Origin of the sequence: Pseudactinotalea sp. (genome assembly GCF_048594945.1) — a bacterium.
Classification (GTDB): Bacteria; Actinomycetota; Actinomycetes; order Actinomycetales; family Beutenbergiaceae; genus Pseudactinotalea.
The window spans coordinates 1-12,408 of sequence record NZ_JBMDXJ010000445.1 but is presented as its reverse complement, the minus strand read 5'-3'; the positions used below and the strand labels follow the sequence as shown (position 1 = coordinate 12,408).

The 12,408-nt window shown below is 69.3% G+C and carries 15 protein-coding genes; 3 read left to right on the top strand and 12 right to left on the bottom strand.

The window, feature by feature from the left end; all coding sequences use genetic code 11:
* Positions 1-166 precede the first annotated feature (166 nt).
* Both ACOJSN_RS20285 and ACOJSN_RS20280 read left to right on the top strand, forming a co-directional pair.
* Positions 167-367, top strand: coding sequence for a hypothetical protein (locus tag ACOJSN_RS20285; protein WP_420114293.1), 201 nt, complete (start codon positions 167-169; stop codon positions 365-367).
* Positions 364-1,173 carry a hypothetical protein gene (locus ACOJSN_RS20280; protein WP_420114292.1) on the top strand — a complete coding sequence of 270 codons (810 nt, stop codon included), beginning with the start codon at positions 364-366 and terminating at the stop codon, positions 1,171-1,173. Before ACOJSN_RS20285 ends, ACOJSN_RS20280 begins: the two co-directional genes overlap by 4 nt.
* A gap of 92 nt (positions 1,174-1,265) precedes the next feature.
* Here the strand turns inward: ACOJSN_RS20280 and ACOJSN_RS20275 are convergent, their stop codons facing one another.
* From ACOJSN_RS20275 to ACOJSN_RS20230, 10 genes are all read right to left on the bottom strand, one after another.
* A complete protein-coding gene (locus ACOJSN_RS20275; protein WP_420114291.1) occupies positions 1,266-1,487 on the bottom strand; it encodes a hypothetical protein in 222 nt (73 codons plus the stop codon).
* A gap of 46 nt (positions 1,488-1,533) precedes the next feature.
* Positions 1,534-1,971 (bottom strand): nucleoside-diphosphate kinase, encoded by a 438-nt coding sequence (gene ndk, locus ACOJSN_RS20270; protein ID WP_420114290.1) that lies wholly within the window; start codon positions 1,969-1,971, stop codon positions 1,534-1,536.
* Positions 1,968-2,369: a DUF4233 domain-containing protein gene (locus ACOJSN_RS20265; protein ID WP_420114289.1), complete on the bottom strand. Its 402-nt coding sequence runs from the start codon at positions 2,367-2,369 to the stop codon at positions 1,968-1,970. The genes ndk and ACOJSN_RS20265 overlap by 4 nt, the downstream gene beginning before the upstream one ends.
* A gap of 22 nt (positions 2,370-2,391) precedes the next feature.
* The gene (gene dhaM / locus ACOJSN_RS20260; RefSeq protein WP_420114288.1) at positions 2,392-3,099 is read right to left on the bottom strand and encodes a dihydroxyacetone kinase phosphoryl donor subunit DhaM; all 708 of its coding nucleotides are present in this window, start codon (positions 3,097-3,099) and stop codon (positions 2,392-2,394) included.
* Entirely contained in the window at positions 3,099-3,731 is a 633-nt protein-coding gene (gene dhaL / locus ACOJSN_RS20255; protein ID WP_420114287.1) for a dihydroxyacetone kinase subunit DhaL, read from the bottom strand. The genes dhaM and dhaL overlap by 1 nt, the downstream gene beginning before the upstream one ends.
* On the bottom strand, positions 3,731-4,738 hold the full coding sequence (gene dhaK / locus ACOJSN_RS20250) for a dihydroxyacetone kinase subunit DhaK (RefSeq protein WP_420114286.1): 1,008 nt from the start codon (positions 4,736-4,738) through the stop codon (positions 3,731-3,733). The genes dhaL and dhaK overlap by 1 nt, the downstream gene beginning before the upstream one ends.
* Positions 4,739-4,892: 154 nt before the next feature.
* Positions 4,893-5,963 carry a DUF6585 family protein gene (locus ACOJSN_RS20245; protein WP_420114285.1) on the bottom strand — a complete coding sequence of 357 codons (1,071 nt, stop codon included), beginning with the start codon at positions 5,961-5,963 and terminating at the stop codon, positions 4,893-4,895.
* A gap of 99 nt (positions 5,964-6,062) precedes the next feature.
* Positions 6,063-6,953, bottom strand: coding sequence for a carbohydrate ABC transporter permease (locus ACOJSN_RS20240; RefSeq protein ID WP_420114284.1), 891 nt, complete (start codon positions 6,951-6,953; stop codon positions 6,063-6,065).
* A complete protein-coding gene (locus tag ACOJSN_RS20235) occupies positions 6,950-7,885 on the bottom strand; it encodes a carbohydrate ABC transporter permease (RefSeq protein WP_420114283.1) in 936 nt (311 codons plus the stop codon). Before ACOJSN_RS20235 ends, ACOJSN_RS20240 begins: the two co-directional genes overlap by 4 nt.
* Positions 7,882-9,228: an extracellular solute-binding protein gene (locus tag ACOJSN_RS20230; RefSeq protein WP_420114282.1), complete on the bottom strand. Its 1,347-nt coding sequence runs from the start codon at positions 9,226-9,228 to the stop codon at positions 7,882-7,884. The genes ACOJSN_RS20235 and ACOJSN_RS20230 overlap by 4 nt, the downstream gene beginning before the upstream one ends.
* 175 nt (positions 9,229-9,403) lie before the next feature.
* Here ACOJSN_RS20230 and ACOJSN_RS20225 point away from each other — a divergent pair, with 175 nt between their 5' ends.
* Positions 9,404-10,429 (top strand): LacI family DNA-binding transcriptional regulator, encoded by a 1,026-nt coding sequence (locus ACOJSN_RS20225; protein WP_420114281.1) that lies wholly within the window; start codon positions 9,404-9,406, stop codon positions 10,427-10,429.
* A gap of 1 nt (position 10,430) precedes the next feature.
* Here ACOJSN_RS20225 and ACOJSN_RS20220 read toward each other — a convergent pair whose 3' ends face one another.
* Entirely contained in the window at positions 10,431-11,816 is a 1,386-nt protein-coding gene (locus tag ACOJSN_RS20220) for a bifunctional folylpolyglutamate synthase/dihydrofolate synthase (RefSeq protein WP_420114280.1), read from the bottom strand.
* The coding region (locus ACOJSN_RS20215; RefSeq protein ID WP_420114279.1) for a DUF5915 domain-containing protein at positions 11,813-12,408 on the bottom strand (596 nt) is incomplete at its 5' end. The genes ACOJSN_RS20220 and ACOJSN_RS20215, both read right to left, overlap by 4 nt.

Here is a 12,408-nt window from a genome sequence, read left to right as displayed (position 1 = left end):
GCCCCACCCGACCCCGGCCGTCCCACTCCGGCGAGATCGTTACTGCGGCTCGAGATCGTCAACGCGCAACGACGATCTCACGCCGAACCGACGATCTCGCGGGCCGCACGATGAGTTCTCCACAGGCCCTCAGCGAAGGTGGGCCTGCCACTGCCACGATCATGCGATGTCCGAGACCGGCCCGCCCCGCGTCTACCTGCGCAGTCACGTCGGTCGGCGCGTGTTCGACGAACAGCTGCGGGCCGGCCACTGGACCCGTGTGCGGCCCGGAGCCTGCATCGCCACGCCGCAAGGTGAGCGCTGGGAGGTGCAGCGACAGCGTGGGCTCGGGCGTTGCGTCGCCGCATCGAGGCAGCTCCCCATGTGACCCTCGCACGCACGAGTGCCGCCGCGATACCGGGGCTCTCTGTCTGGGACCTGCCGGACGTCCCTCATGTCATCCAGGAGCACAACCCGTCGTCCCGCGCTGCAACGGACATCAACCGCTCGGTCGCGCTGCTCCCCGATGACGACGTCACCGAGGCCCACGGCTGCCGCGTCACGGTCATCCTGCGCACCATCCTCGACTGTGCACGATTCGAGCACCCGCGCGATGCACTTGTCGTCGCCGACAGCGGCCTGCGCGCGATCGTCCGCCCGCGACGCCGCGATTCGCGGGACGCCGTCGAGGAACGGGCACGTCCGATTCGGGAGACGCTTCTCGCCCGGATCGTCGACGGCAGCCGGGGCGCCGCACAGGCACGCGCTGTGATCCGTGCCAGCAACCCCTACGCGGAGTCGGCGCCGGAGTCCGTCGTCCGCTGGATCGCGATCAGCCGCGGCATGCCCACGCCGATCCTCCAGCTACCCGTGCAGACCGCCCGCGGCACGTTCTACACCGACGCGGCGTGGCGCCGACTCGGAACGAGCCCCACCCGGTGGCAGCACGTCGAGTTCGACGGCGCGATCAAGTACCGCAAGGACCCCGCCGGCCGACTTCCTGCGGACGTCGTGATCGCCGAGAGGCGCCGGGAGGCAGCCATCACCGGCACCGGCGACTGGGTCATCCGTATCTATCCCGACGAGATCGATGACGAGGATCGTGTGTTCGGCAAGCTCACGAGCAAGCTCAACCCGCGCACGGTGGCGGCATGGCAACCGGATCCGGACCTGTTCCGCCTGCCGGGGACATGACGAGATCGTCGGTCCGGTGCGAGATCGTCAGCGCGCGGTGACGATCTCGCGCCGTGATGACGATCTCACCATCAGGGCACGACGGCGGAGTGTCAGGTCTCCGCCGGTTCGTCGCCGTCGTCGTCGCTGACCTCGTAGGCCTGCTCGACGACGTCGGCCTCGTTCGCTCGGTCGTCCAGGTCCGGGCGGGCGGTGGCGGGGTGGTAGTCCTCGCCGCGCGCGTCATCGTCACCGGCGAGCAGGGGGTTCGCCGGGTCGAGCTCGTCGGGTTCGGCGAGCCCGGTGTCACGCCAGTCCTCGCTCGGGAGCGTCATGGGTTCCTCCTCACCTCGTGGAGGTTCCTATCGTCCCGCAGATCGGTCAGCCGAGGTCGGGGAACCAGAGGCCGATCTCGCGTGCGGCGGACTCGGCCGAGTCGGAGCCGTGCACGAGGTTCTGCAGCACCTTCAGGCCCCACTCGCGGGCGAGGTCGCCGCGGATCGTGCCGGGCGCGGCCACGGTGGGGTCGGTGGCACCGGCCAGCGAGCGGAAGCCCTCCACCACGCGGTGGCCCTCGACCACCGCGGCGACCACCGGGCCGGAGCTCATGAACTCCACCAGCGGGTCGTAGAACGGCTTCCCGACGTGCTCGGCGTAGTGGCCGGCGAGGAGTTCGGCATCGGCGGTGCGCATCGTCAGCGCGACCACGGTGTATCCCTTGGCCTCGATGCGGCGAAGGATCTCGCCGCTGAGATGGCGCCGAACGCCGTCGGGCTTGACGAGGACGAGGGTGCGCTCAGGCGCAGGTGCGTCGGTCATGCCCTCAACTTATCTTCGAGTGCGGCACGCTCCGCACGCTCGCGGTCGATGCGGCCGCCCAGCACCAGGGCCACCGCCCACAGCACCGCGAACACACCACCCACCACGTACATCGAGGGGACCACGATCCCCGAGACGATCAGCAGCACCTGCACCAGCGACCCCACCACGAGCCCGATCGGCTTGCGCACGAGGCCGGCGGCGATCAGGCACAACAGCGCGCCACCGCCGGCCACCGCCCAGATCGGGCCGGCGCTGGTCCCCGGCTCCCGCAGACCGAACGCCACGAGCGCGGCGAACAGCACCACGCAGATCTCGAAGGTCAGCAGCGCGGAGGTGAAGACTCCGCGAGCAGAGCGCTTCGGGCGCTGCGTCGGTGCCGGTTGCGGTTCGCTCACGCCACCCACTGTAGGTGGGTGCTCACTCCTCGCCGAAACCGGACTCGATCTCGTCGGTGATCGCCGCGACCGCGGCATCGGCCTGCGCGCCGGTGGCGCTCAGCTGGACCTCGGCGCCGCCGGTGAGGCCGAGCGCCATCAGCGCGAGCACGCTCGCTGCGTCGACGCCGTTGATCGTCACCTGCGCGTCGAACTCCGACGCCTTGCGCGCCACGATCGCAGCCGGACGGGCATGCAGTCCGAGCGCGTTCGTGAGCGTGAGGGTCCGGGTGGTCCCGGAAGCCTGATCCGCCGCGCCTGAGTCGCTCACTCCGCCGGAGCCGCCGGGGTCGACCGTGCCGCCGCCGGAGAACGCCTCGATCGCGGTACGTGCCGCCGCGAGCACGGCCTCGAGGTCACCACCGCCCTGTGCCGCGACCGCAGCCGCGACGGCCGCCTCCACGAACGGAGCATCCGCGAGGCGCACCCGCTCGTCGTCGAGCATCTCGAGCACCGACTCGGCCGTGAGCGTCGCGGAGCCGAGGTCGGTGAGCAGCACCACGCCCTCAGCGCCCTCGGTCAACGCCGCTTCGACCGCGTGCTGGACCAGGTCGAAGCTCGTGCCCACCCGGCCGTCGTCGGTCCCGCCGGCGGCGCGGATCGCGACCTCAGGAGCCATCTGGCTCGCGACCTCGACCAGCCCCGCCGCAAGCTGGGCGGAGTGACTGACCAGCACCAACGCCGTCGCCATCAGGCACCCGCCGCGGCAGCCGCCGCCTCCAGCAGCAACGCCGACGACTCGGCACCGGGGTCACGGTGCCCGATGGCCCGCTCCCCCAGGTACGACGCGCGACCCTTCCGGGCCACCAACGGGTCGGTCGACTCGGCACCGGTACGCGCCGCGTCGGCCGCTGCTCGCAATGCCTCGGCGGCACTGCCGCCGCCCTCGGCGACCTCCTGCGCGGCCGCGGCCGCAGGTGTCCACGCGTCGACCATCGTCTTGTCGCCGACCTCGGCCTTGCCGCGGGCGACGATCCCCTCGACACCGGCAGCCAGCACCGCCGCCACACCGGCCGCATCGAGCTCGGCCGAGTCCGCCGCCTTCGCCCCGCGCAGGAACGCGGTGCCGTAGAGCGGGCCTGCGGCGCCGCCGACCGTGGACATCAGTGTCGTGGCCACGAGCTTGAGGACGTCGCCGACCGTGGCCGGCTCGGCACCATCGAGCTTGCCGAGCACGGCGGTGAAACCACGGTGCAGGTTCTCGCCGTGGTCGCCGTCACCGATCGCACGGTCGAGGTCGATGAGCTCCCCGCGGTGCTCGGTGACCACCGCGGCGCTGTCACGGATCCAGGCGAGCGCCCACGCGACGTCGGCACCCGCCATCACAGGCCCCACCGCAACGCCGGGGTGTGCACGGGCGCGTCCCAGAGCGCCGTGGTCGCCTCGTCCAGCCGCAGCACGGTGATCGAGGCACCCTGCATCTCGAGCGAGGTGATGTAGTTGCCCACGAGCGAGCGCGTCACGTTGACCCCGGCGTCCTCCAGGCGCGCGCGCGCGTGGCGGTACACGATGTACAGCTCCGAGCTCGGCGTGCCTCCCATGCCGTTGACGAACAGCAACACGTCCTCGCCGCTCGCCAGGCCGAGATCCTCGAGGATCGGGTCGAGCAGCAGATCGGTGATCTCGTCCGCAGGAGCAGCCTTGATGCGGCGTCGACCGGGCTCGCCGTGGATGCCGATGCCGATCTCGATCTCGTCCTCGGGAAGATCGAACGAGGGCTTGCCGGCGTGCGGCACGGTGCAGGCCGTGAGGGCCACGCCCATCGACCGCACGTTGTCGTTGACCTTGGTGGCGACGGCGAGCACGCCGTCGAGGTCGTCGCCACGCTCGGCCGCGGCGCCGGCGATCTTCTCCAGCAGCACGGTTCCGCCCACGCCACGGCGGCCGGCCGTGTAGAGCGAGTCCTCGACCGCCACGTCGTCGTTGACCACGATCGCCTTCACCGGAATGTCCTCGGCATCGGCGAGCTCAGCGGCGGTCTCGAAGTTGAGCACGTCACCGGTGTAGTTCTTGACGATGTGCAGAACGCCCGCACCGCCGTCGGCTGCCTTGGTGGCGGCGAGGATCGGATCGGGTGTCGGCGACGTGAACACCGGACCGGGCACGGCGGCGTCGAGCATGCCCACGCCCACGAAGCCGCCGTGCAGCGGCTCATGCCCGCTGCCGCCGCCACTGACCAGACCGACCTTGCCCGAGACCGCACCACCCGCGCGTGCCACGTACAGGACGTCCGGATCCTCGCTCCCCACGATGATGTCCGCGTGTGCTTGGACGAAACCCTCGACGCTCTCCGGAACGACGTCGTTCGGGTCGTTGATCAACTTCTTCACAGCCGGCTCCTTCGCTCGCAATGACCAGGGCGGCGCTCCGCCATGGCTCACTCTCCCGCGCCCCCTCGGTGCGTGGGGCGTGTTTGGATCGGACGGACCGTGTCGACGACGTGACTCCGGTCACAGTCGCCCGTCGCCACCCCGTGTAGGCGCCTCAGCTCGGCTGCTGCTTGACCATCGCACTCGTCAGGTGCACGAACAGGGCGTAGTTCGGAAGCACCCCGAGCGACATGCTGGCGAAGCGGCCCTTGGGCACCTTGGCGATCGTGACGTTGCCCTGGTGCAGAGTCACGCCACCAAACTCGTTCCATGGCAGCACCTTGCGCCCCGAGGTGAGGCCGGCGCGGCTGACGCCCAGGCTCCCGAACGAGACGGTCTCGCCTCGGTTGATCGCCTCGATCGCCGGCCTGTACCGCGCTTCGACGCTCCGCTGCTGAGCGAGATCCTGCAACGCGTTGGCACCCTGCAGGCCGGTCAGCGGGAGTTGCTTGAGGCCGGGCCCGCCGATGCTGTGGTTCGCGGCTCCCTTGGCGGGCGTGATCACGTAGTTGACCTCGTGCCACGGCCACTCGTACTGCTTGCCACCGGCGAGCACGCGTACGCCGGCGTCGAAGACTTGGACGAGCTGGCCGTTCTTGGGGAAACCCAGACCGAGGAACAGCAGACCGAGGAGCCCCACGACGGCCGCGCCGACGAAGTAGCCCCACTCGTCCTTGCCCAGCCCGGTGAGCAGCAGGAACGCTGCGAGACCCAGGGCACCGACGCCGAAGACGAGGCCGAGCAGCGAGGTGCCCGCGGTCTTGGAGTACTCACTGGCCGGTGTTCCGTACTGGCTGCCCAGCCCGTTCCTGAGTGCGACATCCTGCCGCCAGCGGACCACGATCAGCGCTGCGAACACCACGCCGATCACGATCGCTGCGATGCCCATCCACTGGATGATCTGGTTGCTGCGGAGCGCACTGGCGAGCACCTCGGTATAGGTCTCGGTGCCAGTGACGATGCCGTTGCGCTCGGTCTCGCAGATGTTGCCTGGCCGCATCCGGCTGGAACCGCACATCGCGGTGACGGTGGCGCCTCTCGCAGCGACGTACGCCACCACGCCTCCGACGGCCACGGCTGCGGTGGTGAGCAGCGCCACGACAGGAGGTGCACCGAACTTGGCGCCGGTGCTCTTCTGCGGCGACGACGGTTTGGACAGGGACGGAGGCTGCGACGGCACGGACATGGCGCACAAGGTAGTGCCACGCACCCACATGGCGCATCCGCGCCCACGGGAGACCTCTCCCCACCCGGCCCCGCAGCGGGCCGGGCGGGGAGGACACGGTCACTGACCGCCGAAGCCGGAGGTGGCCACGCCCTTGATGATCTGCCGCTGGAACACCAGGAACACGAGGATCAGTGGCAGTGCCGCGAGCACGGCCTGCGCCATCACCTGCGAGTACACGATCCCGTACGCGCTGATCACCGTCTGCAGCCCGACCGGAAGCGTCATCAACGAGGTGTCGTTGATGACCAGGAACGGCCACAGGAAGTTGTTCCACGCACCGATGAACACGAAGATCGCCACCGACGCCAGGATCGGACGAGACAAGGGAAGCACCACGGACCAGAAGATCCGGGGGCGACCTGCGCCGTCGATCCTGGCCGCGTCCTCGAGCTCGATCGGGACCTGGTCGAAGAACTTCTTGAGGATGAACACCATCGCGGGTGCGATGACCTGCGGCAGGATCAGACCCCAGTAGGTGTCGACCAGGCGCAGCGCGAGCATCTGGTAGTACAGCGGGATGATCAGCACCTGACCGGGCACCATGATCGAGGCGATGACGACGGCGTAGAGCCACTTCCGCCCACCGAAGTCGATCCGGGCGAAGGCGTAGGCCGCCAGCGCCGAGATCGTGATCGTGATGGCCGTGATGATCACCGAGGTCAGCAGCGAGTTCCACGCCCAGACCGGCACGTTGCCCACGGCGAGGACATCCGCGAACGACTCCAGGGTGAAGCCGCTCTCCGGGATCCAGCTCGGGGTGGCCGAGGCAGCGTCCTCCTCCGTCTTCAACGCCGTGTTGACCGCCCACAGGAACGGCAGCAGCCATCCGATCGCCATCACGATCAGGATGACGAAGGCGGCGATCCGTCCGGGACCGCTTCGTCGCCCCGGTCCGCGACCCCTCGTGCTGACAGCCCGACTCGTGGGGGCGGCGACGGCGGCGCTCATGAATCGCTCCTTCGGGTGAGACGGAACTGGACCAGCGAGACCACGATGATGATCGCGAAGAACACGTAGGAGATCGCTGCCGAGTATCCGAACCGGTAGCCGGTGAAGCCGACCTCGTACACGTACTGCAGAATCGACCTGGTCGCACCACCCGGGCCACCGCCGGTCATCTGATACACCTGGTCGAACAGCTTCAGCGACGCAAGAATCTGCAGCATCACGATCAGCAGCGTCGTGGGGAGCAGCTGCGGCACGGTGATCGACCAGAACTGCCGCAATCTGCCGGCACCATCGATGGACGCCGCCTCGTACTGCTGCGACGGGATGTTCTGCAGTGCCGCGAGATAGAGCAGGAAGTTGAAGCCGATCGTCCACCAGACGGTCGCGATGACCACACCGATCATGGCGGTGTTGGGATCCTGCAGCCACGCCACGCCCTCGAGCCCGAACGTGGTCAGGACCGCGTTCGCGATACCGAGCTGCGGGTTGAAGATCCAGATCCAGATCTGGCTGACGACCGTGGACGCCAGGAGGTAGGGCATGAAGAAGGAGAGCCGCCAGAGCCACTGCCCTGGTAGCCCCTGCTCAACGAGCACCGCCATCACGAGAGCGAGCACCACGAGCGGGATTGTCGACAGAAGCGTGAACCAGGCGGTGTTTCCGAGCGAGCGCCACATGTCGCCGTCGGCGAACGCCTCCGCGTAGTTCTGGAAGCCGACCAGATTGCCACCCGCACCGGTGAGCGAGATCTCGGTGAAGCTGAGGTACAGGCCGTGGATCATCGGCCAGATCATGAAGGCCACGAAGAACACGATGAACGGCGCCACGAAGGCCCAGCCTGCGATCCGGTCCCCCGCGCGGACCGAGCGCACGCGGCGTCCGCCCGAGGGCGGCGCCACACCCGTGGGGGCGGTCTGCGGTGCGGTGGTCATGAGCTTCCTCCAGAACCGGCGACCGGGTTTGGTTGGCGAATCAGTGCATCGACTCGTCGCATGAACGCCTCGAACCCGGCGGCGGCATCGTTCCCTGCAAGCAGCACTCCTTGCACGTACTCCGCGAAGTACTCCTGGAAGTTGCTGCCCGACCCGCTGAACCATGCCTCTGGGTCGTAATTGAGGATGTCCGCGGCCCCGGCGTAGTGCGCCTGCGGGACGAGCTCGCTGTACTCGGGGCTCTCGGTGATCGGCAGGAACGCCGGAATGTGCCCGGCCTCCGCCCAGCGGAACGACGAACCGAGCAGGTCGGAGACGAACTGGTAGCTCGCGCGCCGCGCCTCGGGATCGGGGTTGTCCTGGTGCGGCAGCACGAACGCGTGCGAGTCGCCGTAGGCCGCGTCCGTCCCGAACAGAGTCGGGATCGTGCTGGCGTCCAGCGGGATCCCGGCATCGATCATCGTGGGCAGCTCCCACACCCCCGTGAAGAACAGGCCGCTGTCGCTGCCTCCGGCGAACTCAGCGACAGCGTTCGCGTAGTCGCTGCTGCTCGAACAGATCGTGTCGTCGAGCAGCTGTTGCATGAACTCCAGCGCAGAGACGGCCGCATCGAGCTCGTACTCCGCATGGTCCCCGGTGAGCACCATCTCAGCTCCGTGCTGCCGGTACAGGGTGTACCAGAGCCGCCACATCTGCGCACCGTCACCCAGGTAGCCGTAGGACAGGCCGTGCACGCCGGTGACTCCCTGGATGGCCGAGGCGACCTCGATGAAGTCGTCGGGCGAGGTGATCTCCGCGATCTGTCCGTCACTGCCGAGAACCCCGGCGCGGTCGCAGATCTCCGGGTTGTACATCATGAGGAACGGGTGCGCGTCGAGCGCGATCGAGTAGAGCGATCCGTCGCTGGTTCCCTGCTGCCAGATCGGTCCGGGGAACCTCTCCTCGGTCACCCCGACCTCGGCCAGCAGCTCGATGTCCCACGGGTCCAGCAGCCCGCCGGGCGCGTATCCGGGTAGGCGTGAGGCGTGCATGATCGCGACGTCGGGCGCTCGACCGCCTGCGGACGCCATCGCGAGCTTGGTGTAGTACGGCGCGCCCCATGCCAGCACCGTCGGCTTCACCGAGTAGGTCTCACTCTGAGCATTCGCAGCATCGATCAGGTCGGCCATCTTGATGCCGTCGCCGCCGCTGAGCAGGTGCCAGAAGTCGAGATCGATCCGTCCGCCGGAGCCACCTCCTGGCGAGCATCCGGCCAGCAGCGGCGCTCCGATGGCGGCGGCCCCGAGGGCACCGGCACCGGTCCGCAGCAGCTGGCGTCTGGTCGGGCCATGTCGGTCGACCATCGCGATCACTCCTTCGTGAGTCGTGTCGGGTGATCGCCCTGGTGGCAAACACCCGGCTCCCACGCTGTCGAACGTAGGGATGCCGACGAACGTATAGCGCTGTAAACAGCGGCACAAGTCCGACGCGCACCTCGGTACGATCCGCCCCAGGCCACGACACGGAAGGAGGATCGAGATGGCGGAACGGCAGGGCTCGACCACCCCGGGCCGGATCAGGCTCGTCGACGTTGCCGCGCACGCAGAGGTCTCGATGAAGACCGTGTCGAACGTGGTGCACGGGCATCCCCATGTACGACCTGAGTTGCGGGCGCGTGTGCAGGCCGCGATCGACGAGCTCGGATACCGCCCCAACCTCACTGCACGACGCCTGGTGACCGGCAGAACCGGCATGTTGGCGCTCGCGCTCCCGGAGATGGACCAGCCGTACTTCGCGGATCTGGCGCGCCATGTCGCCGAACTGGCTCCCGAGCTCGGCTACCGCGTGGTCATCGAGCAGACCCTCAACGAGATGGGCGCCGAGCGCGCGGTGATCTCCGACCGCGAGAACGGCCTCGTCGACGGCGTCGTCTTCAACCCCACGCAGATGAGCAGCGACGAGATCGCCGGACTGCGGCGCGATGTCCCGCTCGTCCTGATCGGCGAGGCCGCACGGCCCACGACCACCGACCACGTGATGATCGACAACGTCGCGGCCGCGCGCGACGCCACCGCGCATCTGCTGACGTCCGGGCGCCGCCGGGTGGCGTTCCTCGGCATGGTGAACGGCGACCCGAGTGACGCGAACGCACTACGGCTCCAGGGGTTCCGAGCGGCGCACGCCGAGATCGGCGTCCACGCTGACCCGGCCCTCGTGCTGACGTGCACCGACTACTCGGTGGAGGCCGCGGCGCACGCGATCGAGACCGTGGTCGGTCGGCAGCAGATCGACGCGGTGCTGTGCCGCGAGGACAGGTTCGCGATCGGGGCCATCCGCGCCCTGACCGCGGCGGGACTGTCCATCCCCGACGACGTCGCCGTGATCGGGTGGGACGACACCCAGATCGCCCGATGGTCCGCCCCGGCGATCACCAGCGTGGCGCCCGACAAGCGCGAGCTCGCCCGACTGGCCCTGGGACTGGTGCACGAGCGGATCTCCGGCTACCAGGGCGAGGGCCGCCACCTGATCGCCCCGCACACCCTCGTGCTGCGGGAGTCCGGATAGATCAGCTCTTGTCCCGCCCGAACACGGCGCGGGCCTCCGCGGCGAGGATGACCGAACCGGCCACGATCACGCCGGTGCCGCTGCCGATCCGGTCGTCATCGCCCTGCTCGGCGAGGTCGGCCGCCAGCGCGATCGCCTCGGGCAAGGACGCGTGCACGTGCACCCGGTCCTCACCGAAGACCTCGCGGGCGATCTCGGCGAGGTCGTCAGCCGGCATCGCGCGGTCGAGATTCGCCTGGGTGACCACGATCTCGGGAAGAGCCGGCTCGAGGACGGCGAGGATGCTCTCGGCGTCCTTGTCTCCCATCACGCCGATCACGCCCACCAGCCGCGAGAACGCGAATGCCTCGTCGAGCGCCTCGACCAGCGCCTCGGCGCCGCCCGGGTTGTGCGCGGCATCCACCAGCACGGTGGGGCTGCGGCGCACCAGCTCGAGCCGGCCGGGTGAGGTGGCGTCCGCGAACGCCGCCTCGACCACGGACCCGTCGAGCGCGCCGCCCCCGAAGAACTGCTCGACCGCGACCAGCGCCAGCAGGGCGTTGTGGGCCTGGTGAGCGCCGTGCAACGGCAGGAAGATCTCGGTGTAGAGCCCGCCGGTCCCCCGCTGGTCGATCAGCTGCCCGCCGACCGCGACCGCACGGTTCGCGACCTCGATCTCGAACCCCTCCGCCACCACGCGTGCGCCACGCTCGTGTGCGGCACCGGCGATCACCGTAGCGGCCTCCTCCGGCTGGGCCGCCGTGACCACCACCTGGGCAGGGTCGGTCGCCTTGATGATCCCCGACTTCACTGTCGCGATCTCGCTGATGCTGTGACCGAGCCAGCGCTCGTGGTCGCGTGAGATCGGGGTGAACACGGCGACCTCGGCATCGAGCGTGTTCGTGGAGTCCCACTCGCCGCCCATGCCGACCTCGACCACCGCGACCTCCACGGGCGCGTCCGCGAACGCCGCGAACCCGAGCGCCGTGAGCACCTCGAAGAAGTTGAGCCGCGCCTGCCCGGTCGCTTCCAGATCGGCGTCGACCATCGCGACGTACGGCTCGATGTCGCGCCATGTCGCCACGAACTGCTCGGCGCTGATCGGCTCGCCGTCGATCGCGATCCGCTCGCGCACGGTGTGCAGATGTGGCGAGGTGAACCGCCCAGTGCGCAGCCCGGTCTCGCGCAGCAGCCGCTCGATCATCCGCGCCGTGGACGTCTTGCCGTTCGTGCCGGTCAGGTGGATCGCACGGAAGCTCCGCTGCGGGTCGCCGAGCAGCTCCAGCAGCGAGGCCACGCGCGCGATCGTGGGCTCGATCTTGTGCTCGGGCGCCCGCTGCAGGATCGCTCGGTAGATCTCGTCGGCCTCCTTCTCGACGGCGGAACGATCGTCGCTCGCGCGGCTCACCGGTCGACCTTGGTCAGCTCGACGCCGACGGCGCGGTCGTCCTCACCGTCGAAGTCACCATCGGTCGCCAGCCGGGAGGCCTCGACGGCGACGTCCACCGCGAGGGTCTCTTCGCCGATGAAGGTGGCCCGGTCCGCCACCGCCTGCGCCCAGGGTCCGGGCACGGACAACCTCAGCGTGATCCGATCGGCCACGTGCAATCCGGCCGCCTTGCGGGCGTCCTGCACCTGCCGCACCACGTCACGCGCGTAACCGTCACCGAGCAGCTCGTCGTCCAGCGCCAGGTCGAGCACCACGAACCCGCCACCGGGAAGCACGGCAGCCGCGATCGCGTCTCCGAAGCGGTCCTCCACCTTGGTGACCAGCGAGTACTCGCCCTCCAGCAGCGCGACGCCGCCGGCGGTCACGGTGCCGTCAACCTCCTGCTCCCAGCCGCCGGCTCGCGCCGCCTGGATGACTCTCTGTACGTCCTTGCCGAGCCGCGGCCCGGCCGCGCGCGCGTTGACCTGCAGAGTCGTCACCAGGCCGTACTGCTCGGCCGGGGTCTCGGCCTCGCTGACCAGGCGCACCTCCTTGAGGTTGACCTCGTCGG

What these genes read in the sequence shown, in the direction of transcription:
- ACOJSN_RS20245 (WP_420114285.1), bottom strand. Translation starts at nt 5,963, where the DNA reads ATGTCCGTGCCGTCGCAGCCTCCGTCCCTGTCCAAACCGTCGTCGCCG.
- ACOJSN_RS20275 (WP_420114291.1), bottom strand. Translation starts at nt 1,487, where the DNA reads ATGACGCTCCCGAGCGAGGACTGGCGTGACACCGGGCTCGCCGAACCC.
- ndk (WP_420114290.1), bottom strand. Translation starts at nt 1,971, where the DNA reads ATGACCGACGCACCTGCGCCTGAGCGCACCCTCGTCCTCGTCAAGCCC.
- ACOJSN_RS20285 (WP_420114293.1), top strand. Translation starts at nt 167, where the DNA reads ATGTCCGAGACCGGCCCGCCCCGCGTCTACCTGCGCAGTCACGTCGGT.
- ACOJSN_RS20240 (WP_420114284.1), bottom strand. Translation starts at nt 6,953, where the DNA reads ATGAGCGCCGCCGTCGCCGCCCCCACGAGTCGGGCTGTCAGCACGAGG.
- ACOJSN_RS20230 (WP_420114282.1), bottom strand. Translation starts at nt 9,228, where the DNA reads ATGGTCGACCGACATGGCCCGACCAGACGCCAGCTGCTGCGGACCGGT.
- dhaL (WP_420114287.1), bottom strand. Translation starts at nt 3,731, where the DNA reads ATGGCGGGTGCCGACGTCGCGTGGGCGCTCGCCTGGATCCGTGACAGC.
- dhaM (WP_420114288.1), bottom strand. Translation starts at nt 3,099, where the DNA reads ATGGCGACGGCGTTGGTGCTGGTCAGTCACTCCGCCCAGCTTGCGGCG.
- ACOJSN_RS20225 (WP_420114281.1), top strand. Translation starts at nt 9,404, where the DNA reads ATGGCGGAACGGCAGGGCTCGACCACCCCGGGCCGGATCAGGCTCGTC.
- ACOJSN_RS20235 (WP_420114283.1), bottom strand. Translation starts at nt 7,885, where the DNA reads ATGACCACCGCACCGCAGACCGCCCCCACGGGTGTGGCGCCGCCCTCG.